This is a genomic window from Sphingobacterium pedocola (assembly GCF_015209965.1).
GTDB lineage: Bacteria > Bacteroidota > Bacteroidia > Sphingobacteriales > Sphingobacteriaceae > Sphingobacterium > Sphingobacterium pedocola.
In genome coordinates this window covers 1,006,349-1,031,562 of sequence record NZ_MU158690.1, presented here as the reverse complement: position 1 = coordinate 1,031,562, position 25,214 = coordinate 1,006,349, and the positions used below count along the sequence as shown (strand labels likewise).

At 39.9% G+C, this 25,214-nt stretch carries 27 protein-coding genes; 6 read left to right on the top strand and 21 right to left on the bottom strand.

Annotated elements, in window-relative coordinates; all coding sequences use genetic code 11:
- Positions 1-358 precede the first annotated feature (358 nt).
- Positions 359-1,147, bottom strand: coding sequence for a M90 family metallopeptidase (locus C4F40_RS14350; protein WP_196940069.1), 789 nt, complete (start codon positions 1,145-1,147; stop codon positions 359-361).
- Positions 1,148-1,198: 51 nt separating this feature from the next.
- Between C4F40_RS14350 and C4F40_RS14345 the strand changes: the two genes are divergently transcribed.
- Positions 1,199-1,717 carry a CD225/dispanin family protein gene (locus tag C4F40_RS14345; protein ID WP_196940068.1) on the top strand — a complete coding sequence of 173 codons (519 nt, stop codon included), beginning with the start codon at positions 1,199-1,201 and terminating at the stop codon, positions 1,715-1,717.
- Complete coding sequence (locus tag C4F40_RS21800; RefSeq protein WP_196940067.1) at positions 1,707-2,090, top strand: DUF2752 domain-containing protein; 384 nt, start codon at positions 1,707-1,709, stop codon at positions 2,088-2,090. Before C4F40_RS14345 ends, C4F40_RS21800 begins: the two co-directional genes overlap by 11 nt.
- A 62-nt stretch (positions 2,091-2,152) precedes the next feature.
- Here C4F40_RS21800 and groL read toward each other — a convergent pair whose 3' ends face one another.
- The 16 genes from groL to mutY form a co-directional block, all read right to left on the bottom strand.
- Entirely contained in the window at positions 2,153-3,787 is a 1,635-nt protein-coding gene (groL, locus tag C4F40_RS14335; protein ID WP_196940066.1) for a chaperonin GroEL, read from the bottom strand.
- A 135-nt stretch (positions 3,788-3,922) separates the two neighbouring features.
- Positions 3,923-4,198: a co-chaperone GroES gene (locus tag C4F40_RS14330; protein ID WP_196940065.1), complete on the bottom strand. Its 276-nt coding sequence runs from the start codon at positions 4,196-4,198 to the stop codon at positions 3,923-3,925.
- 263 nt (positions 4,199-4,461) lie between these two features.
- Entirely contained in the window at positions 4,462-4,815 is a 354-nt protein-coding gene (secG, locus tag C4F40_RS14325; protein WP_196940064.1) for a preprotein translocase subunit SecG, read from the bottom strand.
- A gap of 17 nt (positions 4,816-4,832) precedes the next feature.
- Positions 4,833-5,876 carry a hypothetical protein gene (locus C4F40_RS14320; protein WP_196940063.1) on the bottom strand — a complete coding sequence of 348 codons (1,044 nt, stop codon included), beginning with the start codon at positions 5,874-5,876 and terminating at the stop codon, positions 4,833-4,835.
- A 15-nt stretch (positions 5,877-5,891) separates the two neighbouring features.
- Entirely contained in the window at positions 5,892-6,425 is a 534-nt protein-coding gene (locus C4F40_RS14315; protein ID WP_196940062.1) for an LptE family protein, read from the bottom strand.
- Positions 6,426-6,437: 12 nt separating this feature from the next.
- Positions 6,438-7,700, bottom strand: a complete 1,263-nt coding sequence (locus tag C4F40_RS14310; protein WP_196940061.1) for a sigma-54 interaction domain-containing protein — start codon at positions 7,698-7,700, stop codon at positions 6,438-6,440.
- A gap of 21 nt (positions 7,701-7,721) precedes the next feature.
- Positions 7,722-9,158, bottom strand: coding sequence for a tRNA (N6-isopentenyl adenosine(37)-C2)-methylthiotransferase MiaB (gene miaB, locus C4F40_RS14305; RefSeq protein ID WP_196940060.1), 1,437 nt, complete (start codon positions 9,156-9,158; stop codon positions 7,722-7,724).
- 742 nt (positions 9,159-9,900) lie between these two features.
- Entirely contained in the window at positions 9,901-10,590 is a 690-nt protein-coding gene (locus tag C4F40_RS14300; RefSeq protein WP_313785596.1) for a YiaD family glycine zipper/OmpA-like lipoprotein, read from the bottom strand.
- A gap of 175 nt (positions 10,591-10,765) precedes the next feature.
- Entirely contained in the window at positions 10,766-11,527 is a 762-nt protein-coding gene (locus C4F40_RS14295) for a hypothetical protein (RefSeq protein WP_196940058.1), read from the bottom strand.
- Between the two features lie 66 nt (positions 11,528-11,593).
- Positions 11,594-11,995, bottom strand: coding sequence for a hypothetical protein (locus tag C4F40_RS14290; RefSeq protein WP_196940057.1), 402 nt, complete (start codon positions 11,993-11,995; stop codon positions 11,594-11,596).
- A gap of 17 nt (positions 11,996-12,012) precedes the next feature.
- Positions 12,013-13,428: a 23S rRNA (uracil(1939)-C(5))-methyltransferase RlmD gene (gene rlmD / locus C4F40_RS14285; RefSeq protein ID WP_196940056.1), complete on the bottom strand. Its 1,416-nt coding sequence runs from the start codon at positions 13,426-13,428 to the stop codon at positions 12,013-12,015.
- Positions 13,429-13,495: 67 nt separating this feature from the next.
- Positions 13,496-14,071 (bottom strand): TetR/AcrR family transcriptional regulator, encoded by a 576-nt coding sequence (locus tag C4F40_RS14280; protein ID WP_196940055.1) that lies wholly within the window; start codon positions 14,069-14,071, stop codon positions 13,496-13,498.
- Positions 14,072-14,074: 3 nt separating this feature from the next.
- The gene (locus tag C4F40_RS14275) at positions 14,075-14,500 is read right to left on the bottom strand and encodes a hypothetical protein (protein ID WP_196940054.1); all 426 of its coding nucleotides are present in this window, start codon (positions 14,498-14,500) and stop codon (positions 14,075-14,077) included.
- Positions 14,500-15,540 (bottom strand): phenylalanine--tRNA ligase subunit alpha, encoded by a 1,041-nt coding sequence (gene pheS, locus C4F40_RS14270; protein ID WP_196940053.1) that lies wholly within the window; start codon positions 15,538-15,540, stop codon positions 14,500-14,502. The genes C4F40_RS14275 and pheS overlap by 1 nt, the downstream gene beginning before the upstream one ends.
- A 59-nt stretch (positions 15,541-15,599) precedes the next feature.
- Entirely contained in the window at positions 15,600-16,052 is a 453-nt protein-coding gene (locus C4F40_RS14265; protein WP_196940052.1) for a single-stranded DNA-binding protein, read from the bottom strand.
- A 19-nt stretch (positions 16,053-16,071) separates the two neighbouring features.
- Positions 16,072-17,190 (bottom strand): A/G-specific adenine glycosylase, encoded by a 1,119-nt coding sequence (gene mutY, locus C4F40_RS14260; protein WP_313785592.1) that lies wholly within the window; start codon positions 17,188-17,190, stop codon positions 16,072-16,074.
- A gap of 55 nt (positions 17,191-17,245) precedes the next feature.
- On the opposite strand from mutY, the gene C4F40_RS14255 reads away from it, so the two are divergent.
- From C4F40_RS14255 to C4F40_RS14240, 4 genes are all read left to right on the top strand, one after another.
- A complete protein-coding gene (locus C4F40_RS14255) occupies positions 17,246-18,100 on the top strand; it encodes a M23 family metallopeptidase (RefSeq protein WP_196940051.1) in 855 nt (284 codons plus the stop codon).
- A gap of 105 nt (positions 18,101-18,205) precedes the next feature.
- Positions 18,206-18,592, top strand: coding sequence for a hypothetical protein (locus tag C4F40_RS14250; protein ID WP_196940050.1), 387 nt, complete (start codon positions 18,206-18,208; stop codon positions 18,590-18,592).
- A gap of 133 nt (positions 18,593-18,725) precedes the next feature.
- Complete coding sequence (locus C4F40_RS14245; protein ID WP_196940049.1) at positions 18,726-20,594, top strand: M1 family metallopeptidase; 1,869 nt, start codon at positions 18,726-18,728, stop codon at positions 20,592-20,594.
- Between the two features lie 221 nt (positions 20,595-20,815).
- Positions 20,816-21,946 (top strand): glycoside hydrolase family protein, encoded by a 1,131-nt coding sequence (locus C4F40_RS14240; protein WP_196940048.1) that lies wholly within the window; start codon positions 20,816-20,818, stop codon positions 21,944-21,946.
- A gap of 21 nt (positions 21,947-21,967) precedes the next feature.
- On the opposite strand, the gene C4F40_RS14235 is transcribed toward C4F40_RS14240, so the two are convergent.
- From C4F40_RS14235 to C4F40_RS14220, 4 genes are all read right to left on the bottom strand, one after another.
- The gene (locus tag C4F40_RS14235) at positions 21,968-22,894 is read right to left on the bottom strand and encodes a hypothetical protein (protein ID WP_196940047.1); all 927 of its coding nucleotides are present in this window, start codon (positions 22,892-22,894) and stop codon (positions 21,968-21,970) included.
- A gap of 7 nt (positions 22,895-22,901) precedes the next feature.
- Complete coding sequence (locus tag C4F40_RS14230) at positions 22,902-23,576, bottom strand: hypothetical protein (RefSeq protein WP_196940046.1); 675 nt, start codon at positions 23,574-23,576, stop codon at positions 22,902-22,904.
- 224 nt (positions 23,577-23,800) lie between these two features.
- A complete protein-coding gene (locus tag C4F40_RS14225; RefSeq protein ID WP_196940045.1) occupies positions 23,801-24,880 on the bottom strand; it encodes a helix-turn-helix domain-containing protein in 1,080 nt (359 codons plus the stop codon).
- 148 nt (positions 24,881-25,028) lie between these two features.
- On the bottom strand, positions 25,029-25,175 hold the full coding sequence (locus tag C4F40_RS14220; RefSeq protein ID WP_196940044.1) for a hypothetical protein: 147 nt from the start codon (positions 25,173-25,175) through the stop codon (positions 25,029-25,031).
- Positions 25,176-25,214 lie beyond the last annotated feature (39 nt).

Genomic DNA, 25,214 nt, shown 5'->3' with positions numbered 1-25,214 from the left:
ACCATAGTAGGGAGACGATCCAGACCAGTCCTATTACAATCATCTATAAGGAGAAGTTTCCGGAGAAATAACCCATCCCCTCAAGCAGCACAAGTTAACACCGGATACCCGCCTCTTCATAATAATCAAGACAGGTAATCTCAAAGAGGTAGCGAGCTTTTACTTAGTGGAATATTCTCCGAATACAGATCTATTTTGTAGATAACATGATCGGATCGAAAAATAAGGTGATCATTTCCATGACGGTTTCAGGCTCTCCGGATGCGCCTGTATTAAGGTGTATACAGCGGATGGTTCCCATTTTTTGATAAAACCGTTCTATATTGGAATATCGTCTACTCTTATCACTTTGCGTCTTTTATTTTTCACCACCATATATATTATCGAGCATATCATAAAGTCGCGGATGATCTTCTTTTAATAACCGTGGCTTCTTAAAAAAATACTCTGATACAACCGCCAAAAATTCAGCTTCGTTGGTTGCGGCATAATCACGAATATCAGATCGTCCTTCTCGAATTTGTTTGATGGTCTTTTCCATTTCCTTAAACCATGGATCAATTAGATCTTTAGGAATAAGATATTCAGGTATACCATCTATTAAACCGTCTGCTTTATCAATTAAATGCACAAATTCATGAATACCTGTATTGCCGCTTGGGTATTTCTGAAATCCCGCACGCAGCGCATTTAAAGATAAAATCATTTTATGATTTAGTGCACCTGTACCCACCATTCCGCCAATGTTTCTATGTTCATCGTTTACGTCATAGTCTTCTGTAAAGGCATCAGGATAAACTAAAACTTCGTCCAGATTTTCGTAAGCCCACTTCTCGAAATGAAAAAGTGGGATCGTACCGCTAGCAGCAACCAGTACGCGATCAGCATCGGTAATTACAGCTCCTTTTTCGGGAGATATTTTTGTTGTGTCCAAAAAATAAATCACACGAACAAGAAAGGTAGACTTTTCCTCCGGCGACAAGTGCTTATAAAACTGTACTTTTTCCGCTAACACCTGGTCAATATATGCTCGAGACAATTTCGTATCGATACGTTTGCTATTCCCTACATGTCCTATGACATAATAAATAAGAAAAAGAGCGAGAACAGCGAGAATAGTTACGATAAAATATGGGTTATAGTTCATTATTCTTACGACAATATTTTTATATATTAGTAATATACAAAAAAAGATAGAATGAAAAAATACCACTATTCGGATGGAACCAATTCTTACGGTCCTTATACACTGGAAGAATTGTCTTTGAAAAACATAGGTCCAGACACTTTAATCTGGACAGAGGAACTTATAACCTGGAAAAAAGCCCAAGAGATACCCGAATTAGGAAGTATTCTAAAAAGCGCCACTTCATTTCCTCCTACTATCCCGCAACCTGAAAACATTCATTCGGAGACATCTCATCCTCCTTTTTCTTCATCATCAACACCCAATTATCAGCGGCCTCCGAAGACCTATCTAATTGAAACAATTTTAACGACGATATTCTGCTGCTGGCCCTTGGGAATTCCCGCTATTATTTACGCGTCGCGTGTAGAGAAAAAATTCTATGCCGGTGATATTCTCGGTGCCGAAACAGACTCTGCCAATGCAAAAAAATGGATGTTGATTAATATAGGGGCATGTATCTTGATTTGGATAGCTTATTTCGGCATATTTGGATTAGCGATATTTGCAGGGTTATCCGATGGTTTCTAAAAGATTATACTTTTTTGTATTGGTCTTTTTAGGCTTATTTGGATTACTTTTGCTCTATAAATACGTTAATCCCGTTGAGCATGTGCTATTTCCCAAATGTCCTGTTAAGCACATGACGGGGTTGGACTGCCCCGGATGTGGGGGCCAGCGTGCGCTCCATCACCTCCTAAATGGAGAATTTAAACAGGCTTTTGCACAAAATCAACTATTGTTTTTTCTAACACCTTACATCGCTGTAGGTTTTTACTTGCAGATGGTGCCCAAACCCACACTAAATGAACTCAAATTACGTAAATTTCTATACGGCCACCGTGCCATACGGATTTTATTGACGTTAATAATCGCCTTTACAATTATCAGAAATTTATTATAAAAAAAAATCCCCTTTCGAATAACGGAAAGGGGATTTATATATATGACTTGGAGTGTATTCTACTACATCATTCCGCCCATGCCACCACCCATTGGAGGAGCACCGGCACCTGGATTTTCATCTGGTTCGTCTGCTAACACACATTCTGTGGTCAATAACATAGAAGCCACTGAAGCAGCATTTTCTAGCGCAACACGTGAGACCTTTGTAGGATCGATAACACCTGCACCAATCAAATTTTCAAATACATCAGTGCGTGCATTATATCCGTAATCACCGGTTCCTTCTTTTACTTTTTGAACGATAACAGCACCTTCAATACCTGCATTGAAACAAATCTGACGTAAAGGCTCCTCGATGGCACGTCTGATAATATCTATACCGATATTCTCATCCTCATTAGCGCCCTTAAGATCCTTCAATGAATCAGTGGCACGGATAAAGGCTACACCTCCACCGGCTACGATACCCTCTTCAACTGCAGCACGAGTAGCATGTAAAGCATCATCAACACGATCTTTCTTTTCTTTCATTTCTACTTCTGTGGTAGCACCAACATACAACACAGCTACACCACCTGAAAGTTTGGCTAAACGCTCTTGCAGTTTTTCACGATCGTAATCAGAAGTAGTGGTATCAATCTGTGTGCGGATTTGAGCAACACGTGCTTTGATATCGTCTGCATTACCAGAGCCGTTAATAACCGTAGTATTGTCTTTATCAATAACAACTTTCTCAGCTTGACCTAAGTATTCTAGTTCTGCATTTTCCAGTTTATATCCTCTTTCTTCAGAAATAACAGTACCTCCAGTAAGGATAGCAATATCTTCTAACATCGCTTTACGACGATCTCCGAAACCAGGTGCTTTAACAGCGGCTACTTTCAGCGACCCACGTATTTTATTAACAACTAATGTAGCCAAAGCCTCTCCGTCTAAATCTTCAGCGATGATCAATAATGGCTTACCTGTTTGAACTTGTTTTTCCAAGATAGGCAACAACTCTTTCATGTTGCTGATTTTCTTGTCATAGATTAAAATGTAAGGATTTTCTAGTTCCGCTTCCATTTTGTCTGAGTTGGTAACGAAATAAGGCGATAAATAACCACGGTCAAATTGCATACCTTCCACCGTTTTTACTTCCGTTTCAGTACCTTTTGCTTCTTCTACCGTAATCACGCCGTCGTTACCCACTTTTTGCATGGCTTCTGCAATTAATGTTCCGATCACATCGTCGTTGTTTGCAGAAATAGAAGCTACTTGTTTGATTTTGTTATTGTCTTGACCTACTACTTGAGATTGAGCTTTCAAGTTAGCCACTACTGCTGCTACTGCTTTGTCAATCCCGCGTTTTAAGTCCATTGGATTAGCACCCGCTGCTACAGACTTAATACCTGGAGCAACGATAGCTTGTGCCAGTACGGTAGCGGTCGTCGTACCATCACCCGCCTGATCAGCAGTTTTTGATGCGACTTCTTTCACCATTTGTGCCCCCATGTTCTCGATAGCATCTTTCAATTCGATTTCCTTCGCAACGGTAACACCATCCTTAGTAATCGACGGAGAACCAAATTTCTTCTCGATAATTACGTTACGACCTTTTGGGCCTAATGTCACTTTTACTGCATTTGCCAACGTATCAACACCTTTTTTAAGGGATTCACGCGCTTCTACATTATATTTTACTTGTTTTGCCATTTTCTTTAGTATTGAGTATTAAGATGTGAGTACCAAAAACTTTTTATCTTTTTTTGCTTTTAATTTGTTATTAACCACTTATCAACATCAAGATATCAGTATGAAACTTGATCATCGTTAGTGTTTACTACTTACCTATAATACCGCGTAAATATCAGATTCACGCATAATTAAATATTCCTTTCCTTCGTAAGTGATTTCTGTACCAGCATATTTACCGTATAACACTTTGTCACCTACATTAACCGTAAGAGGTTCTTCGGGTTTACCAGAACCTATTGCCACGACAATACCTTGAGATGGTTTTTCTTTCGCTGTGTCAGGAATGTATAGTCCTGATGCTGTTTTTTCTTCTGCAGGAGCAGCTTCAACTACTACTCTGTCTCCGATAGGTTTAATACTTAATGCCATAATTATATTTTATTATTATTTTTACTTGATTGTACTTTTAGACATCACCAATTATGCCAACTCAATGAAAAAGCTACTTTGTTGACAATTTTTCACAAAGTCTGAAATTTTATGACAGCAATGCACGTAATCAATGTGTCATCCTGACAGAAATACTGGAATAATAAAGATTGTGAAGGCCCTTGATAGCCCTTGTATACAGACACGTTCACAAAAAAAGCCTCGCAAGCTATATTGCGAGGCTTTCTAAATACTTTTTTTAGTTAGTTTGCTGAATCTGGAGTCGCTGCAGGAGTCGTGCCTGTAGCAGGCGCCGTGTTATTTAAATTCAATGAAGGACTGCTTTGTACTGGAGCCTCAATCTGATCACTCAAACCACCTTTACTTGCACCTGTTGAAGGACCAACAATATTAATTGCTAAACAAAAAACCATTAAAGCAATAACTAAAGTCCAAGTTCCTTTCTCTAGAAAATCCCCTGTCCGTTGTACACCCATCAAATTAGATCCTCCCGAAAATCCTGATGATAAACCTCCTCCTTTTGGATTCTGTATTAACACAAAAAATGTTAATAAAATACTTACTAAAACAATCAGGATAATGAATAAAGTCGTCATTTTCTTATTTCTATTAATTATATATTCTTTTCTAGTTCTTTAATTCGGCTCGCAAAGTACGATTTTTTTTCTGGATATTTCAAAATTAATTTCCTGAATACTTCAATCGCTTTTAAGTATAAGTTTTGATCTGCATAAATATTCGCCAGCGTCTCTGTAACCAGCGTATAGTTGTCTTCAGCACTCTGTCTGGCTTTGTTCTCCGTATTCAATTGCTCGGGAGACGGCGGATGTATAATCGGATCCTCTCGAATAAATTTCTCAATTACTTTGTCTATTTCTTTTGGAGCGGGGTTATACGGAACCGTCTTCATTTTTGTTGCCTCACTAAGCTTGACTTCGGGATCCTGTAAATGAAATATATTCTCTTTGATCTGCTGGTCTAATATGGCTTCTTCAATTTTTTGAGGATTAAATGGCTTTTTATAGGGTTCCTGAAATACCGGACTTACGAAGGGTTGGTAAGTCTCCGCGTACTCCAATCTAGTTTTGTGCAACCACCACCTAAAACTATATGGCATCAGCTCATCATTATATAAACTGATATTTTCTTCTTCTTTAGCCGCACCATCCGGTTCTACAACCAAACCCTGTTCTACTTCGCTTTTGCTTTCGAATACAAAAAAGTCAGCCGAAGAAGCACCTCCTTGGATAAGTTTGTTTAATACGCGATCATCTGCGACCTCTTTTTCATTTTCCTTATCTTCGACTAATTCTGGAGGATCCTCTTGCACTTCCTCGCTATCCGTGTCTTGCGTTTCTTCAACGTCAATAAACGGAATATACTCCTCTTCAGTCTCTATTAGCAAGTCCTCTTCTTGATACATAGGGCGATTCACAAAGTCCCATAACCAATTTACATTAGGCGCAAATAAAACTGCTTTATGCTGAACCTCGAAAGAATCCGACAACAAATGTTTCCTTTTCGCTAATGCAAAACGAAGAGGTTGCGAATATGGATATTTAGCAATTAGTTCCTCCAAGATTGACTCTTCGACCTGTATTGGATCTTTGAGTGCCCGGACGTAAAGCGGATGATATACTGTATTAAGATTTTCCATGTATAAAATATCTTTCTACCAATTAGCAAATGCTCTATTGTAGATATCCTCCGTCAACATTTTAATGATATCTTCATTTAATGCCGCCTCCTGCGGAGTAACATCTGCTCCAGAAAACTCTTTAAATTGCGTAAAAGATTCCTCGAAGTCACTCTCGCCAGTTGCGTCAAGCTTATTTGTGTATTTTACTTTTACCGTAATAGATAGACGGTTTAAAGCAGCCCTGTCCAATCCGCCTGCTTCTACTGCAGCCGGCGTAATGGTGTAATTTGTAATGAAACCCTCAAAAATCGCATCTCCATCGTCATTTACCTGACTTAAAGAAGATTGCGTACGTATACGTTCTTTCAAACCTTCTGTGAAATTTTGACCCAATGTTGCATACACCATCGGTGCTATATTTTCAAAATACAATACCGTATAGGTCTTCATTCCCTGAGGGATTGAACCTCCGGTAAAACCATATTTGACCCCACACCCTTGTATACAAAAAATAAGCAACGCGGCAAACAAATGTTGAAATACAACCCTAATAGTAGCTTTTGACATACAACTAAATTACTATTCTAAATTTAAATCTTTAATCTTTCTATATAATGTTCTTTCCGAAATCCCGAGTTCCTGCGCCGCAGATTTCCGCTTGCCTTTATGTTTCTTCAATGCTTTCCTGATCAAATCCGACTCTTTATCGACCAACGAAAGGGATTCTTCTACTTCTTCTGCATCTTGTGTATCTATCGCCATGTAAGAGTTATTCGCATTCGCAGGGTTATGAATGGTGAGCTGAGATGGGTGCTTGTTTTCCTCCTTATATAATTTTGATGTATTAGTAGGCACAACTTCCTGATAGAGCTGATTGATATATGGTGAATTTTGATCAAAATTAGTCGAACTGCCGTCATTTTGGAGCAATTCTACTACTAGTTTTTTTAAATCTACCATGTCTTTTTTCATATCAAACAAGACTTTGTACAACAGATCCCGTTCCGAAAAATCCTCTTTATTTTGTCCCTTCACAAACATAGGAAGATTTGTAGTACTTGATTCGGCAGGTAAATAATTCCGCAGGATTGCTGCATTCACGATGCGCTCTTTTTCTAAAACGGCGATCTGCTCTGCAATATTCTTCAGTTGTCGTACATTACCCGGCCAGCTATAATTTGACAGTAGCTCTTGTGCATCGGGCGTCAGTTGTACTCCTGGCGTTCGGTATTTATCAGAAAAATCTACCACAAATTTACGGAACAGCAAAAAGATATCCTCTTTGCGTTCGCGCAAGGATGGCGTCCGCAAAGGCACCGTATTTAGACGGTAATATAGGTCCTCTCGAAACTTTCCTTTCTTCACCGCCTCAAAAACATCCACATTTGTTGCAGCTACCACCCGAACATTTGTTTTTTGAACCTTTGAAGATCCGACACGGATATATTCTCCGGATTCCAAAACACGCAACAAGCGGGCTTGTGTATTCATGGGGAGTTCGCCTACTTCGTCCAAGAAAATAGTCCCTCCATCAACCACCTCGAAATAGCCTTTGCGTGCTTCGTGTGCTCCTGTAAACGACCCCTTTTCGTGACCGAATAATTCTGAATCAATCGTTCCTTCCGGAATAGCTCCACAATTGACCGCGATAAACGGCCCATGTTTACGTGCGCTCAACTGGTGAATAATATGCGAAAACACTTCTTTACCAGAACCGCTTTCTCCCTGTATTAAAACAGATATATCTGTCGGCGCAACCTGTTTTGCAACATCTATAGCCCTATTAAGCAGAGGGGAATTCCCTATGATACCAAATCTATTTTTTAAATCTTGATTGTCCACAGTCTTCTCCTTAAAGATTAGTTAATCTACAATTTTTCCAATTAAAGTAGCAGAAGTACAGCTTTCACCTAACACATGCACGTAGTCGCCCACTTGGTATCTTTCGTCAACAGGGAATACAACCATCGTATTTTGGTCATTACGACCACAGTAATCTTGATCCGAGCGCTTCGAGAAACCTTCGATCAACACTTTATGTACCTTGCCTACAAAATGTTGTAATCTAAACAGGCTGTGTTCACGCTGTAAATTTACTACTTCTGTCAGTCGGCGTTTTTTTACCTCTTCCGGAATATCATCTTCATAACGCTTCGCGGCTAATGTACCCGGGCGTTCCGAGTAAGCAAACATATAAGCGAAATCATACTTCACATACTCCATCATTGATAAAGTTTCCTGATGCTCCTCTTCCGTTTCCGTACAGAATCCAGTGATCACATCTGTAGAAATTCCACACGTTGGAATAATACGACGAATTGCATCGACCCGTTCTTTATACCATTCCCGATCGTAGGTCCGGTTCATTAATTCCAGCACACGGGAATTCCCTGATTGCACCGGAAGATGAATGTAGTTACAAATATTTTCGTATTGTCCCATAGTATACAATACTTCGTCCGTGATGTCTTTGGGGTGAGAAGTTGAAAAACGTACACGCAAATCAGGACTCACCTCAGCTACTAAAGCTAGTAATTGTGCAAAATTAACTGTAGGTAGCGGCTCTTCCCCTTCCGGAACCTCTGGAGTATATTTATAAGAATCAACGTTTTGCCCCAACAAAGTTACTTCTTTGTAACCTGCATTATAGAGTTCGCGAGCTTCACGTACGATAGACTGTGTATCGCGGCTTCTTTCACGGCCTCGTGTAAATGGAACCACACAAAAAGAGCACATGTTATCACATCCTCTCATGATAGATATGAAGGCTGAAATACCGTTGGTATTAAGACGAACAGGGTTTATATCTGCATAAGTCTCTTCACGGGATAACAATACATTTACTGCTTTACTTCCGTCGTCTACTTTTTCGATTAGATTGGGTAAATCCCTGTAAGCATCAGGGCCTACCACAACATCAACCAACTTTTCCTCTTCTAAGAATTTTGATTTCAGTCGCTCTGCCATACACCCCAACACGCCAACAATCATCCCCGGATTCTTAGCTTTTGCAGATTCAAATTCCTTTAGACGCTTACGCACACGCTGTTCAGCATTCTCACGTATAGAACATGTATTAATGAAAACAACATCTGCTTCTTTATAATCCTTTGTAGTTTCGAATCCCTTATCCAACAAAATGGACGCAACAATCTCACTATCAGAAAAATTCATCTGACATCCATAACTCTCTATATACAACTTCCTCCCGTTAGAAACCCCTACGGTAGATGGCAATGCTAAGGCTTCACCTTGACGACCCTCATCGTGCGTTTTTGTACTGTGTATTAAATCTAACATATTTCAATTCAAAGTTCACAAAGTTAACAAATTAAAATTAGATATAATGACACTTTGTCAGCGTAATGTATCATTAAAATACGGATTTTTATCCTCTTCGAAGGGGTTCTCTTTCCTAATAAGAGCGCTTTAAAAGAAGGATTAATTTAAACAGTTTGTCGCTCGGGGCCGCGACATGGCCTAAACTTTTTTCATCTATTGCTTGTTTTTAAAGGTATTCAAGAGACCTCTTCGAGGGTTTTCTTGGATAAAAAGTTTAACAAAAATCAAGGCTGTATCGTATTTGTGGTTTCGGCGGCGCGATGATGTACAGCGCAGCTCTTAGGCCTCCAACGCGCTGGCCTAAAGCGAAAGCTGAGATCTGCTTGGTTAAGTGCTAGCTGTACGCTTATGCAACACACCATCTACTGCCTGCACGTCCAAATCCGCTCAGGCCGTTTTTTTAATTCAGCCGAAATATAAAGCAATATTTATAATAAACGCACTATCCGTACAAATTCGAAAAATATCGCCTTAGCCATTTGCCGATAGTAAGAGGATGCACTTACCGCTGTGGCAAATGGATACAGCGATGAGTTTTGCCTACTTTTGCGGTCAAAAGTAGGATGCCCCTCGCCGGCATAGAGGCGAAAAGAAATTTGTTTAAATTAATCCTTCCTTTAAAATCAACCAACTACGATAATACAAAAAGGTGTTGCCTTATGAGCAACACCTTTTTTTTGTATTTAGTGAGCAGATCCGTTTACTGACCAGCTTCTACTTTAGCTTCTTTCACCATTTGATCACCTGCTACAATAACGATTTCTACGCGACGATTTTCAGCACGACCTGCATCCGTATCATTAGAAGAAATAGGCTCAGAATAATTTTTACCTTGTGTTTTAACACGCGCACCAGTTAAACCCTGTGATACTGCATATGATTTTACTGCAGCCGCACGTGCTTCTGAGACTTTCTGATTAGCGGATAGAGAACCTACGTTGTCTGTGTGTCCAATAACTAAGATTTCAGTGCCTGGCTCTTTATTCAACGTGGCCACTAAATTAGCAATATTGGATCTAGCCGCGGTTTTCAAATTCGAACTGTTAAAGTCAAACAATATACCTTCATCAAATTTCACAATAATACCTTCATCTGCTTTGATTACTTCAGCACCTGCTACCGTATTTTCGATTTCTTTTGCTTGCTTATCCATTTTCCGACCGATCAATGTTCCTGCCGCGCCCCCTATCACCGCACCGGCAATAGCACCTATCGCTGTATTACCAGCTTTGCCTCCGATTAATGCACCCACCGCGCCCCCGGCAGTTGTACCAATTACAGCGCCTTTTGTTGTACTACTTGTATTCTGAATGGTTGAACAGCTTCCCAATAACATTGCTGATGTAGCCACAGAAAGACCATATACAGCTAATTTTTTATTCATTTTCATAATCAATAATTATTTTAAATTTATTACTTTAAATAGTAAACAAAGCAAATGCCAAAAGTATAGCACATTTACACAATCCGCATTAAAACACTAAAAAAACACTTTTTTCTAAAAGTGTATCTATCAGGAATGCTCTTTTATTTTCACGGCTGTTGGATTGATGTTCAATCGTGTTTTATTTTGATTGAGGAGGAATGTCCAATTTAGGTAGTTTTTGAGAAGCAGGCCTCCCTTGCTCATTCCAGGACTTTAATGAACGATTTACATAATCTAGAAGATCATATTGCCCCCAGTTTTGCGCCATGGAAAGTGAAGGCCTATAAAGATCCATAAAATTTTGAAGATCATCACCACTCAGCCCCGTAATTTCAGCTATTTTAGCTTTACTGAAAATTCGGTCCACTTGTAGTTCATCCACCTCACGGTCCATAAATTTCCCGAATCGTTTCATGTTCTTGGCCTCACGCCCAAACAGATTATACAACGCCGTAGCCGGGCTACCTACATACGTTCCAACGCTGTTTTTGCCCCCATTATATATCCCTTTCTTTTCATAATCGCGTAATATATCGCTCATTTCCTGCTCGCGCGACCGGCGACTTACGACTACTGTCTCCAGGTGAATGCCAGACTGCATTTCTAACAATAGATCTTCCATCGTGTAGATGACCGTTTTAATCGATCCGAAGCCCGTTTTAGTAAGCGATAGGCTGTCCCCGACAGATGCTTCTATATAAAATACGCCGTAACTACTTGTTATAGCACGTTTTTTAGTCCGTAAATTAACTACATTGACATCTGCTATTCGGCTCCCATTGCCTTTATCCAACACCAATCCGGAAAGCGATGGCATTTCTGTTTCCTGAGCACGCACCTCTATCAATGCTATTAATAGCACAAAAAGACAATACACCGCTTTTACATTTCGTTTTAACATCCGGGGCTAAAGTAAAGAAATAGTTAGACTATAAAATGTTAAAAAGTTTTAAACTATTCATTATTTTTATTTGTAGGGATAAAAAACAAAATTTGCTCCTTCTGGAACGACCACAAACAAGCACATAAAATTTTCAGCCTTTTTAAAATGCTTTTCGAAATAGGCTCGTTTCTCTTCTTTTATGATCCCCCTCTCTACAAATTCCTCAACCGAACTCACATTCACAGACCAATTTGTCTCCAAATCAGATCTATCGAGCAACAATTCTCCTATACTTACTTCATGCTGATGGGCTATAAATATAGGATACAAGGTGTAGCCCTCAAGAATCATTTCCGCAGAAATTTCCTTTATCGACTCACTATAAAAATCCAAATCGACTTTTAAGCTTTGCAACGGACTACTTTTAGCAGAGGAATGACCATCCTCGCTAGACGGTTGATTATTAAGAAGATCTTCTAAGTTCATATTACCTTTGTTAGCTTTTATCTTTGTTCCTTAATTTTCAATAGCACTACATTTTCTACATGCTGTGTGTGCGGAAACATATCGACTGGTTTGATACGTGTTACATCATATTTCTCCGTCAGCAACTGTAAATCCCGAGCTTGTGTCGCAGCATTACAACTCACGTAGACTATTTTTTCTGCTTCCATTTCCAGAATCCGTTGTACGACATCTGCATGCATACCTGCGCGGGGCGGATCAGTAATCACTACGTCGGGTTTACCATGTAAGGCAATAAAATCAGCAGTAAGCACATCTTTCATGTCTCCAGCATAAAATTTTGTATTTCCTATTCCATTGATTTCTGAATTGAGCTTAGCATCTTCAATCGCAGAGGGCACATATTCCACCCCTACGACCTCCTTAACCGTTCGGGCGACAAAATTTGCAATCGTACCAGCCCCTGTATATAGATCGTACACTAATTCGTGACCTTTCAGATCCGCAAACTCACGTGTGATTTTATACAATTCATATGCTTGATGCGAATTTGTTTGATAGAATGACTTAGCACCCACTTTGAATTTCAAGCCCTCCATTTCCTCGTAGATAAAATCACGTCCTTTATAAACCTCAATATTCTGATCAAAGATCGTATCGTTGCGCTTTTGGTTAATAATATATAACAGGGATGTGATATCTGGAAACTGGTTATATATAAATGACATCAATTGCTCCACCTGCCCTTCTTCCGGATAAGCAAAAACAACAATAACCATCACCTCACCGGTCGAAGATGTACGAATAATAAGATTACGTAACGCTCCCTCGTGTGTTCGTAGATCGTAAAAAGTAATCCCTTTTGTTATTGCAAAATCGCGGATTGAATTACGCAAATCATTAGAAGGATCCTGCTGCAAAAAGCAGTGGTTAATATCCAAGATTTTATCAAATCGACCTGGAACGTGGAAACCTAGCGCATCCATATTATCCGGAGCCACCTGCTCATCTAAAGACGTAAGCCATCTTTTATTAGAAAACGTGAACTCTAGTTTATTTCTGTAGTACGCAGTTTGTTGTGACGGAAGGATATTTTCCATGGAAGAGGTATCAACCTTTCCGATACGCGAAAGCGCATTATCTACGGACTGTTGCTTGAATTGAAGTTGTGCATCGTAGGTCATATGCTGCCACTTACAACCACCACATACGCCAAAATGCGGACAAAATGGGTCTACACGATGTTCAGACTTTTGGATAATATTAACTACCTTACCTTCTGCAAAGTTTTTTTTCTTCCGTTGTAATTCAATATCTACTACATCACCAGGTACTCCTTTTTCAATAAAAAGCACGAGATCATCCTGTTTAGCGACGCCTTTTCCCTCTTCTGCGATATCAATAATAGTAATGTTATTTAGGATTTTTTTCTCCTGTGGTATTCTTCTTCCCATGATTTGGCAAAAATACGCTTTTTTCGCGTACCTGCGTATTCGCTTATTTGCAAATCTGCATATTCGCCTAAAGCAATGTCGCTTCCACCAAGTAGGGTAAAATTTCTTTTTGGAAAGAAATGAAATTTTTCTTTACATCTGCATCGGTTACTGCAGTAAATGCGAATGAAAAAACAATATTTTTACTCGTTTTTATCAGAAAGGTAAGTTTATCTTCAGAAATAGTAGAACCTATGGTTTCATTTTGGATAAAAGAACTCAGCAATAAAAATTCCAAATCATCCGAAAGCGTTTTTAAATATTCCTGCGCATTTGCAGATTCCCGGATAAATTCCCAGCCCACAAATTCATTGCAGACTGTATAAGTAACCCGGCTTACCCTAAGAATCGTATTCGCCAAAAAAGTGGGTAAATCCCTTTCACGCACCCCTTTATTTAAAATATCCTGTACATTTTCTTGAATATACTCCATCAATACCGCGTGAAGAATCAATTCCTTGGAGGCAAAATGTTTATAGAATGTAGCTTTAGAAATGCAAGATTGTTTAGCTAATTCATTGACACTGGTTTTGTTATAACCATATTTACGAAAAAGCTCACGGGCGGCTTTCTTAATAGCTACGGTTATTTTATCTTGTTCCATGTATTAATTATTTCCTACGGTATATGAATTCCCAAACGAACTTACATAGTAAGGCTTAAGAGGGCATTCTGCAACATCGATGGGAGAACCGTCTTTCAGAAACCACTTTGCTCCACTCACTGGATCTTCTGCGTAAAACGCATTGGTAATAACCACCTGATTCCGTTGTTCTGGATTTACCGGGCTACACCTGTCATACGCAACGAATTTATAGGCCCCGGCTGCGTTAGAAATATTGTGCACGATCAGACCGCTTACCCCGCCAGAAATATAATCACTCCCATTCGGACGAAAGGCTTCAGCGGCGGTCGCTTGAGAAAATGTCTGGTGGAAGGTAACATTAGGAATCACATTACATCCCCCTTTATCACAAGCAACAGCAAGTAAAGCGAATAGCAAGAAGAGCATATAGTTCCTAGCGATCCACATTATATTATTTCAGTTTCAAATTGAGATAAGAAACGAACATCATTTTCGGAGAACAGACGTAAATCTTTAATTTCGTATTTCAAGTTTGTAATGCGCTCAATACCCATTCCAAATGCAAAACCTGAATACTTTTTACTATCTATTCCACAATTCTCCAACACATTCGGATCGACCATACCACATCCCAAAATTTCTACCCAGCCGGATCCCTTACATAACTGACATCCTTGTCCCTTACAAATCGTACAAGAAATATCCATCTCTGCCGACGGTTCGGTGAACGGAAAATAGGAAGGACGGAAACGAACCTTTGTCCCCTCTCCATACAATTCCTGTACGAAGTGAAATAACGTTTGCTTTAGATCTGCAAAAGAAACGTTTTCATCAACATACAATCCTTCCACTTGATGAAAGAAACAATGCGCACGTGCAGATATAGCCTCATTACGGTATACCCTTCCTGGCATAATCGCACGAAAAGGGGGGGTGCCAGCTTCCATAAGCCGTACCTGTACAGACGATGTATGCGTACGAAGTGCGATATCGTTGCCATCTTGCTTTTTGATGAAGAATGTATCTTGCATATCCCTAGCCGGGTGCTCTGGCGGAAAGTTTAACGCAGAGAAATTGTGCCAGTCGTCTTCGATTTCAGGCCCCTCTGCAACAACAAATCCTAATTTTTTAAAGATCTCCACAATCTCTTTGCGAACCAAAGAAAGCGGATGCCGTGATCCCAATTGAAATCCCTCGCCTGGTAACGTTAAATCTCCTTCATCACGCTTTATAGCCATGATATTGGACTTACCAAACAGCTCTTGACCTTCTTGATATTTATTTTCCGCTAATTGTTTAAATTCATTCAACACCTTACCTAAAACGCGTTTCTCTTCAGAAGAAACGGTTTTAAATTCTTCGAATAATCCCTTTACAACACCCTTAGAAACTAAAAATTTTAACCTATAATTTTCTACATCTGCAGTGGATGATAGCGTAATCTGCTCAATCTCTTCGGTATACTGCTTTATTCTATCTTGCAACATGACGTCAAAGATACAGCAAAATATTAAAATTCTATGTCAGGATATGCTAATTATATAGATTAAAACGGCAAGCCATCCTCCTCATCGTCGTTCTCTTTAAAATCAACGGACTGTTCTTGTTGGTTTGTCGTATTTGAATTGATACTATTATTGGTTTGATTCCCCGCCGGATTTTCGAAATCGGTTCGTCGGCCTAAAATATTGAAACTTTCTGCTACAATCTCCGTTGTATACCGTCGAATTCCTTCTTTGTCTTCATAAGAGCGCGTACGCAGTTTGCCTTCAATATATACAAGCCTCCCCTTGTTCAGATACTTAGCGGCGACATCTGCGAGTCCGCGCCACATGACAATATTATGCCATTCGGTTTGTTCAACTTTTTTTCCGTCTTTATTAAATGTTTCGGAGGTGGCTAAGGGAAAACTCGCTACACTGACATTTCCATCTAAGTAACGCAACTCAGGATCTTTACCCAAGTGTCCCACTAAAATAACTTTGTTTACGCTTGACATAATATAATTTAGGGTTTATTTAGCTAATATACTTATTTAAAAAAGAAAAAATAAGCTTATGTTTGGCTAATTTATCTAAATTTTCTGACAAAAAATAATTCCATTCTTCTTTTTTTCCTTTTACCTCAGGTAAGTTTTCTAACCGATAAAACCGAGCATAAATATTTTGATGGCTCAAAATATGTTTTACCTGCCCATTTATGGGCAACAGATCTGCTCCTTCGAAATGCGTGATAAAGTCTTCAAGCTGCATCAACTCCACAAGATCCACGTCCACGTCAGTTTCTATCAAAGGCAATTCGAATAAATTAGACCACACATCTCCTTCTCCTCGTTTAGACATCAATAAAGACTCGCCCTTTTCGTGAACAAAATAATGAAAAAACCTGCTCTTGCTTGCTTTCCCTTTAGTTTTAATCGGCAATTCAGAAACTCTATTTTCCTTATATGCTACACACTCCAATCTAAAAACACAGGTTTCGCATAAAGGTAGCTTTGGTTTACAATGTGTTGCTCCAAAGTCCATGATGGCATGATTATACAGTCCGGGATTTTTATGCGATATTAATTCCTGCGCCAGGCTCTTAAATATTTTCTTGCCTTCTCCTGAATTTATCGGAATATCAATACCAAAATAACGTGCCAACACACGAAAAACATTTCCATCCAACACAGCCTGTTTTTCGTTAACAGAAAAGGAGGAAATTGCAGCAGCAGTATAATCTCCTACTCCCGGAAGTCGAATAACATCGGCGTACTGCGTCGGAAAGTCCCCGTGAAATTCAGCGACAACGCGTTTTGCTGCCCTGTGCATGTTACGTGCCCGTGAATAATAACCTAAGCCTTGCCAAAGTCGCAGAATATCTCCTTCTTCAGCATCCGCAAACCTTTGAACATTTGGATATTTTGTTACAAAAGAATCAAAATACGGCAACCCCTGTTCAACACGTGTTTGCTGAAGAATAATTTCGGACAGCCAAATGACGTAGGGATCATTTGTATTGCGCCATGGTAGTTTACGCCCGTTTTTTGTGTACCAAGAGATTAATTTTTCCGAAAAAGACATACTGCAAATGTGCACATTTTTAACAAATTTTAACGAGAAAATCCGGTCATTGCCTCCCAATAGATTAAGCATAACTCACCTATTTCATTAAATTTGCGACACACCGTGAAAAAATTAATAATCAAGTATGTTAAAAAATAAATCTTCTGTACACATTATCAGTACAGATGGCACATCAGACAAAAATCTGATGGTACCGACAGTTCTTCTTAAACACTGGAAAAAGATTTTTATATCTACTCTATCATTTATCTTTATTTTGTGCGGCAGTATTGTCTATTTTGCCACGAGTAAAAAAGAACAAGATGTTACTAACAAATACGAGGCCACGCTGGATCAAGTGAGAGCGATGAATCGGCAGTTGAGTTCAGATCAGAATGAAAGCGCGCGGGATATTTATCATGTAAAACAATCATTCAATAAAATAGACAGCACGTTAGAACGCATTAATGCAAAAATGAAAAAGAGAGGTTTAAAAACCATCGCCTTACAAAATGCCGGAGGGCCGGTGGAGCTAGATGAGGAAAACATTGAGCTGTTAAGCGAATTTTATGCAGATGCTTTAAAAGAATTAGACCGTAAGCTAACCGGTATTCCAATTGGAGTACCCCATCCCGGAAAAATCACCTCAAGATTTGGCTATCGTCGTAACCCGTTTACAAATAGGGGCAGAGAGATGCACTCTGGGATTGATCTAAAAGGGAGAACGGGTGACCCCGTAAAGGTGACCGCCAGAGGAAAAGTCATTTTTGCAGGATATGAAGGTGCATACGGGAACGTCGTAAAAGTAGACCATCCTAATGGCTTTCAGACCCGCTATGCACACCTTTCAAAAACGAAAGTGAGAAAAGGCCAAAATATTGAAGTCGGTGCAGTTATCGGTTTATTAGGCAATACGGGAAGAAGCACCGGATCACACCTCCATTACGAAATTTTGCAAAACAACAAGAAGCTTAATCCGGAAAAATACTTTAATTTCTAACTTAAACTCCATACCAAATACGGTAAGTGCGTCTACAGCAATTTATCTAAGTTTGTGTCCATGCAACAGTCCTTTACGATCCATACTTTACACAGGGGTAAATTTATGTCAACCTTTTTGCTCCTACTCTTTTTAGCAGGCGGCTTAAGTGCACTCATTCCGTTTCAGGAAGTTGTCAAGATTATCATTGTTCTGTTTACGATTCCTGCCATACTATTTGCAGGCGTAAAAGTAAGTCAGAACCCATCGATATGGCAACTTACGGAAGAAAGCATAACGATTACTTTTCCTCATAAAGAGATTTCTTACCCGCTTACCGAAATAAACTATATTCAAAGCCTTACCCGTTCGGGTGGAGCGTTATATGTTATTCATTTCCACAAGAAATCACCTGCCCGATATTGGCGAAACAAACTTTTTCAAAACGAAGACGACAACGAATCGCTCCACCAAGCACTTAGCAGCGCTAAGGTCGAATATTATAAGTTTTAAGTTACAATTGACCCAACTCACATCAATTTTTGTAAGTTTGACCTGTGAAACCGAGAGGTATATAATATTTCCCCCCAGAGAAAATCATTATTTACACGGCGTTCTCATCCGTAATTTTTAAAAAGACAAATAGATGAAATTAAATTATATCCTATTTTTAGCTGTCGTGGTATCTTGTTGTAATCCCCTATTTGGGCAACGTAAAGGATACTGGCAACAAGGCGTAGATTATAACATGTCTATTGATGTACATGAAAAAACGTATCAGTATGATGGGCAGATGACATTAAAATACACCAATAATTCTGGACAGCCACTATCAAAAGTATATTTTCACCTCTATTTCAATGCATTTCAGCCCGGTAGCATGATGGACCATAGACTCACCTCCATATCCGATCCAGATCCGCGGATGACTACAAACCTAGGCACAAAAGAAAAACCCATTTATCGAAGCCGCATTGCACCGCTTACTCCAAAGCAAATTGGCTATCAAAAAATAAAGTCACTTACATTTAACGGAGTTAATACAACCTATAAAGTCGACGGTACACTCTTAGAAGTAACCCTCCCCTCACCTATTGTAGACGGCACTACCGCCACATTTCAAATAGAATGGAATGCACAGGTACCCGAACAGATTAGACGGGGTGGTCGAAACTCGAAAGAAGGAGTTGCTTTGTCAATGGCACAATGGTATCCGAAAATGGCTCATTTTGACGAGTTCGGATGGCATTTGGATGAGTATGTTGCACGAGAATTTATCGCTCCCTTTGGAAATTTCGACGTAAAAATCAACATTCACAAGGACTATATCATCGGTGCATCCGGCGTACTACAAAATCCAAATAACGTAAAAGGCTACGGACAGAATCCCTCAATCAAAGCCGTAAATAACAAAGTAGAATGGCATTATAAAGCTGAAAACATTCACGATTTTGCCTGGGCGGCAGACCCAAAATTTGTAGTCGACTCGGCCAAAAGCAATGGTGGAGTAAATGTGTATACCGTATATTTACCGAAAGATAAGCTTTCGACTGAAAATTGGAAACAAGCACTCGGATTAGCTACCGAGTTTTTCGACTTCTGTTCCGATAAATTTGGAGCCTATCCGTGGCCAAGTTACACCATTATACAGGGAGGCGACGGTGGTATGGAATACGGTACCGCCACCTTGATAACCGGAGGAAGAAATATAAAAAGTCTAGTAGGTGTAATCTTCCATGAAGCCGCTCATTCCTGGTATCAGCACCTTTTTGGTATCAACGAAACGGTAGATGAATGGTTTGACGAAGGATTTACAAGCTATGTAGAAGAACTCGCCTTTCAGCAGCTTTTCGAAAAAAAAGGTGCTGTAGACAGCAACCCGGTCATCGCAGCGTATCGTGCCTATTATAAGTTGGCTCTTTCGGGCAAAGAAGAGCCTATGAGTCTTCTTGCAGACTATTACAACTCCAACTATGCCTATAGTAACGAAGCGTACAACAAAGGCGCAGTCCTTGCTCAACAACTCGGATACATCATCGGACAGGAAAACTTGAATAAGACATTTTTGACATTTTACGACCATTGGAAATTTAAGCATCCTACACCAAATGATTTCAAACGTATAGCAGAAGAAGTATCCGGCATTAATCTCAAATGGTATTTTAATCTATTTATCAATACCACCCGTAAAATTGACTACGCCATTGCTGAAGTGACGCCCAATAGCATTGTGCTTAAAAACAAATCCGATTTTGCAATGCCGCTAGACGTATTGGTCGAATATGAAGACGGTTCCAATGAATTATTTTACATTCCGCTTCGAGAAATGCGTGGAGAGAAACCAGCAGAAAACATTGACATCTATAAAGGTATAACCCGTACAATACTAGAAGACTGGTTTTGGACCAATCCAGATTATGTCATTACAACGGGTAAACCTGCCAAAAAGGTCTGGATTGATCCATCCCAACGATTGGCAGATATAGAATCATCAGACAACAGCTTCGTACGTTAATCTCTATACTCGATCTAAGGGTCCTTGTGAATTTCAAAGCTCCTAGGTTTTTCAGGCATCTTGGGACAGTGCTACAATAAACTGGCTCATAACCTATTATCCGGCCGATGAATAACGTTACGTAGAAACTGATGTTGTTGGATTGAATTGGCATTTTGCTTAACGTCAATCTATATTATTAATTTTGTATCTTACTCTGCTAATACGATATAGATGCAACTATGAGTACCCCTCTTCACAACCGGCGGGATTTTCTAAAAACTTTAACAGGGCTGTCTATTGCATTGACTGCTCCGACTCCCTCTTATGGTGAAGAGGGAGATACCGCATCTTTTATGAGTAAACTGCTGCCCGCCCCCAAACATGCCGGATTTGCCATGGACGACTATTGGATTTGGGATCCTTCGGTTATAAAAGATCCGGATGGGCGATATCATATGTTTGCATCCCGATGGAGCAAAAAGTATGGTTTTGGTAACTGGGTAACAAATTCGGAGGTGGTACGTGCAGTATCCGAAACGCCTATGGGACCTTATACCTTCGTAGAGGTTGTTCTTCCCGCCCGCGGAAAACAGTATTTTGACGGCTGTACTACTCATAACCCTCGCATTGTTAAATCGGGCGAATACTACGTTTTATATTATTTTGGGAATACGTATGCTGATTCATCTCCCTCTTTTGAAGAAGATGTTTGGGCGACGGGATTAGCAAAGGAAGCATGGATGCATAAACGTATCGGTATGGCGTATTCCAAATCACTGAACGGCCCTTGGATTCGTTCGAATCAGCCGGTTATTAATCCGCGTATAGGCCAATGGGATTCGTCGATAACGTCCAATCCTTCTCCAGTAGTACTTCCCACTGGCCAGGTGTATTTGATTTACAAATCATCCCCCGTCAATTATGACCCACCTTTACTATTAGGTGCTGCTATGGCCGACTCCTTTCATGGTCCTTTCCATCGCTTGTCTGATAAACCCATCTTCTCCTTTCATAGTTCAGAAAAAGCAGACAATGACGTGGAGGATCCATTCGTCTGGTGGACGGGAGTTCGCTTCGAACTCATTATGAAGGATCGCTTCGGACATATATGTGGTGAAGAAGGAGGTGGAATACACGCTTTTTCGGCAGATGGCATACAATGGGTGCTATCGGAACCCGTGAAAGCCTATTCCCGGTTGATAAAGTGGGATGATGGTACGGAAACAGTACAAGCTAACTTCGAACGACCCTTTCTTCTTTTTGAAAATGGTAAGCCGACTCATCTATTTGCCGCGACAGGAAGCGGAAAAGGCAGTTACCAGTTTGATCGCACCTGGAACATGGTGATTCCGTTGAAATCGAATGGATAAGACCTTTTAAGACAGCCTCTTTTATAATCTATTATCCAACCAATGGATAATATTCCGTAAAAACTGTACATGCTGCGCTGCATCGGGATGATTCATTCCCCTCTTTTCACTTTTTATACTTTGCAGCAGGGCTGTAAACGGCGCGCCGTCGGCGAAAACGCATACCCGTCCTTTCCCACACTGCAAAATCGCTCCATTCGCTATATGCCGACCCGAAATAAACGGAATATTATTCCGCAAAGGATGATCCATCTGCCCTACTTGAGTAGGCAGAAAGATATCGTACTCCCCCCCTAATAATGAAAACACTTCCGCTTCTACTGGCGCGATAAATCCAATGCTTCCCCAACAGCGGATGCTATCTATACGCTTGTCGGCAACGTCGGTAACAACTGAGGCCAATAAATTACCCCTACTTCTGGAAAAAATCTCTACTCCGTTGTCTTTTCTTTGGGTAAATCCGTTAATTACGTTAAAGCCAAATCGTGCTGCTAAAGAGCTAACCGCTCCGGCAGCGGGCATATGATCTGTAATTAAGAAGAGGCTGCCCCCCTCATCATAAACCCAAGTATAAAGGAGGTCGATTTCTTCCTGTGAATAAACGGGTGGATTAGGAAGGTCCCAGTTTTCTAAATGACTCAAAGCGCTGACCGTTACAAATATGGAAGCCTTCTGCAAGACTTCCTTATTCAATTTCTGATTCAGTTCTTTGACCCTGTACCCATCGGCAGATAATATGTCAGCGAAAGCCTTGTACTGTCCTGTTATTGAAAAAGGATTATTATGGTAGGTATCATAATAAACAAGGGGGCCTTCTTTATCAGGATATACTGGATCAGTCAATCTTACTATGAAGTTGGGATCAGATACCGTTTGGCAAAGCGACAAAACGGGCAAAAAGAGATACACTGTAATAGCGACTAGATAACATTTTAAATACTGTTTCATAATATGTTTAGTTTATTTTCTCCCAAATATCATTCTCAAAACAGTGCATCCGGATCCCTCCTTTAGCCAAGATTTCGAAAGATACCGGCATTATCAATTCTTCATTGATATATTCGGAATCGGTGATGCTTTCCAACATAATCTCTTTACTGTTCCATTCTTGATGCAGCACAAGCATACCTTGCTTTTCTGCGATATGAATCCACATGTTCGTATCTTTAGAAAGACGATACCTACCTTGATATTTCTGGAGCACTTTCTTAGAAGGCTCCTGTCTTTTCTCCGGATCATAAGTAACCTTATTGAGTATCACCCGGTCGAGGATTTTAACTTGCGCCGGAACAGTCGTTAGGTCAAAAACAAGCTTATATCCCTCATCAACGGACTGAAAACTGGCCTCTCCTGTTGATTGCAGTACATAAACTCGTCCATCCCATAGTTGTCGGGCTTCTAATTTCCCATTATTCAAAACGAACTGTATATAAGCCACGCGATTGGGAAAACGATAAAAACCTTCAAACTTCTGAAGTCCGTTTTCTTGTTGCCACCCCAATTCTGTACTATCTGATGGGCATTCAAATATCAAAGAAGCCCTTGCCGTTCGTACGCCAGCATTCACATACATTTTACTCATACCTGCTACAAAGAGCAGACTGAAAGCTAATACCGTTTTTTTTGTCATAATAATTTGTTTTTTAATGGTGACAAAGCAATCATGATTATCTTATTATTTTACTATTCTGAAAATCATGATGGTTTTGTCACAATAATTTGTTTTTTCATGGCGACAAAGCGATCATAAGCATACCTAATATTACACTCAGGATAGTCTCATCAAATAATAAGGACAATTATACGCCGGATAGATGTACAAACGGTTCGGCTGGATAAAGCTGAAATAAATAACTAGGCTTTTGATCTAGCTTCCTCTATGTATTGCTTTGGGGTGAGCCCTACAGATTTTTTAAACGTAGTATAAAAAGTAGTCTTCGAATTAAAACCTGCACGGATACTAATCTCCTGTATATCGTAATTGGAATGAACCGACTCTTTGAGCAGACTCTTGGCCTCTTCGATTCGATATTCATTAATAAACTGATAAAAATTTTTCCCGAGTCCGGCATTCAACACATAAGACAATTCATGAATCGATAATCCAATTGTCTGCGCCAGGGAAGGCAGATTGACCTGCGGATCCAGATATGTATGTTCGTGCTGTATCAGCAAAAGCAATCTTTCCGTGAACAATACCAGTTGTTCAGCGGTCAGTCGTTCCTTATCTCTTGTCGTGTGCACCTTTATCGCATTTCTTAATTCTTGAACATTTTTATCTTTAACAGGATAAATTGCCTGTTGGGACAAGGCATGAAAGGCAAAATATATAATCAGCACCAGATATAACGGAGCAGTCAGATAGGGAGAAAAGGAAAAATGCTGTGCTAAAAATTTAAGTGTACCCATGCCGGCCATTATTAAAAGAAGCTTGGTGATCCACCTTAAATCCACCGCATCCTTCTGTGAAGAAAACCCCTTCACGGTTTTTGCATGCCGAATCAATAAACGAAGACTCGAAATTCCGTACCCCAACAGTTGCATATAAAAAAAGTATCGGATAATCCAAACAAATAGTGGAGGAAATGTAAGGTGCTGAAATAACAATACGACCAGGAAAGCAGTCGGAATATAGTGGACTAAATCATATAACGTATTATAACTTGGCTTGATATACCGTCGAACGGCTAGGAAAAAGCTAGGAAATATGGCCCAACGGCCGATCTCGAGCCAGGGTATTAGATCGATATGTAACCCGGAAGTTGCTCTATGTTCTATCGCTAGCTGCAAAAATACCTGACTAACGAGTAAAGCGGATATCCCAAGCATCACATTTGCCGCTCGGTTCACCTTCGTAAAATTTAGCATCAAAAGCACAGAAAGCAAAAAAGAGCTTCCGCAGGATAGAATATGAAGCAAGAAAGGATATGACATAGCTTTTATTTTTCCAACAGTTCATCAATACACGACAACATGAAAAATATTCCGATATCGTGGATTAGCAATAAAATTACATAAATACGATCGGAACCACTACTGCTGTATACATCGGAACTTCAATCAGGGATAGACATTGGCGAATTTATTCCCATTTCGCACCGCTTTGCGGAACTGCAGAAGGTTTAAGCGTACCTTGTGCAACTGCTCTTTCGGGTAAGAGTACACCGTCCCTAATACCTCCTCTCTTACGAAACTTCTTGGCAATATATTTGTTGAAAAATTCTTCCATCTTTTAGCAGTTAAAATAAATGGTAATCACAAGCAGACT

Bases quoted from the DNA above. Each gene is read 5' to 3' on its own strand.
- C4F40_RS14350 (WP_196940069.1), bottom strand. From the start codon at position 1,147: ATGAACTATAACCCATATTTTATCGTAACTATTCTCGCTGTTCTCGCT.
- C4F40_RS14345 (WP_196940068.1), top strand. From the start codon at position 1,199: ATGAAAAAATACCACTATTCGGATGGAACCAATTCTTACGGTCCTTAT.
- C4F40_RS21800 (WP_196940067.1), top strand. From the start codon at position 1,707: ATGGTTTCTAAAAGATTATACTTTTTTGTATTGGTCTTTTTAGGCTTA.
- groL (WP_196940066.1), bottom strand. From the start codon at position 3,787: ATGGCAAAACAAGTAAAATATAATGTAGAAGCGCGTGAATCCCTTAAA.
- C4F40_RS14330 (WP_196940065.1), bottom strand. From the start codon at position 4,198: ATGGCATTAAGTATTAAACCTATCGGAGACAGAGTAGTAGTTGAAGCT.
- secG (WP_196940064.1), bottom strand. From the start codon at position 4,815: ATGACGACTTTATTCATTATCCTGATTGTTTTAGTAAGTATTTTATTA.
- C4F40_RS14320 (WP_196940063.1), bottom strand. From the start codon at position 5,876: ATGGAAAATCTTAATACAGTATATCATCCGCTTTACGTCCGGGCACTC.
- C4F40_RS14315 (WP_196940062.1), bottom strand. From the start codon at position 6,425: ATGTCAAAAGCTACTATTAGGGTTGTATTTCAACATTTGTTTGCCGCG.
- miaB (WP_196940060.1), bottom strand. From the start codon at position 9,158: ATGTTAGATTTAATACACAGTACAAAAACGCACGATGAGGGTCGTCAA.
- C4F40_RS14300 (WP_313785596.1), bottom strand. From the start codon at position 10,590: ATGAAAATGAATAAAAAATTAGCTGTATATGGTCTTTCTGTGGCTACA.
- C4F40_RS14295 (WP_196940058.1), bottom strand. From the start codon at position 11,527: ATGTTAAAACGAAATGTAAAAGCGGTGTATTGTCTTTTTGTGCTATTA.
- C4F40_RS14290 (WP_196940057.1), bottom strand. From the start codon at position 11,995: ATGAACTTAGAAGATCTTCTTAATAATCAACCGTCTAGCGAGGATGGT.
- rlmD (WP_196940056.1), bottom strand. From the start codon at position 13,428: ATGGGAAGAAGAATACCACAGGAGAAAAAAATCCTAAATAACATTACT.
- C4F40_RS14280 (WP_196940055.1), bottom strand. From the start codon at position 14,071: ATGGAACAAGATAAAATAACCGTAGCTATTAAGAAAGCCGCCCGTGAG.
- C4F40_RS14275 (WP_196940054.1), bottom strand. From the start codon at position 14,500: ATGTGGATCGCTAGGAACTATATGCTCTTCTTGCTATTCGCTTTACTT.
- pheS (WP_196940053.1), bottom strand. From the start codon at position 15,540: ATGTTGCAAGATAGAATAAAGCAGTATACCGAAGAGATTGAGCAGATT.
- C4F40_RS14265 (WP_196940052.1), bottom strand. From the start codon at position 16,052: ATGTCAAGCGTAAACAAAGTTATTTTAGTGGGACACTTGGGTAAAGAT.
- mutY (WP_313785592.1), bottom strand. From the start codon at position 17,190: ATGCTTAATCTATTGGGAGGCAATGACCGGATTTTCTCGTTAAAATTT.
- C4F40_RS14255 (WP_196940051.1), top strand. From the start codon at position 17,246: ATGTTAAAAAATAAATCTTCTGTACACATTATCAGTACAGATGGCACA.
- C4F40_RS14250 (WP_196940050.1), top strand. From the start codon at position 18,206: ATGTCAACCTTTTTGCTCCTACTCTTTTTAGCAGGCGGCTTAAGTGCA.
- C4F40_RS14245 (WP_196940049.1), top strand. From the start codon at position 18,726: ATGAAATTAAATTATATCCTATTTTTAGCTGTCGTGGTATCTTGTTGT.
- C4F40_RS14240 (WP_196940048.1), top strand. From the start codon at position 20,816: ATGAGTACCCCTCTTCACAACCGGCGGGATTTTCTAAAAACTTTAACA.
- C4F40_RS14235 (WP_196940047.1), bottom strand. From the start codon at position 22,894: ATGAAACAGTATTTAAAATGTTATCTAGTCGCTATTACAGTGTATCTC.
- C4F40_RS14230 (WP_196940046.1), bottom strand. From the start codon at position 23,576: ATGACAAAAAAAACGGTATTAGCTTTCAGTCTGCTCTTTGTAGCAGGT.
- C4F40_RS14225 (WP_196940045.1), bottom strand. From the start codon at position 24,880: ATGTCATATCCTTTCTTGCTTCATATTCTATCCTGCGGAAGCTCTTTT.
- C4F40_RS14220 (WP_196940044.1), bottom strand. From the start codon at position 25,175: ATGGAAGAATTTTTCAACAAATATATTGCCAAGAAGTTTCGTAAGAGA.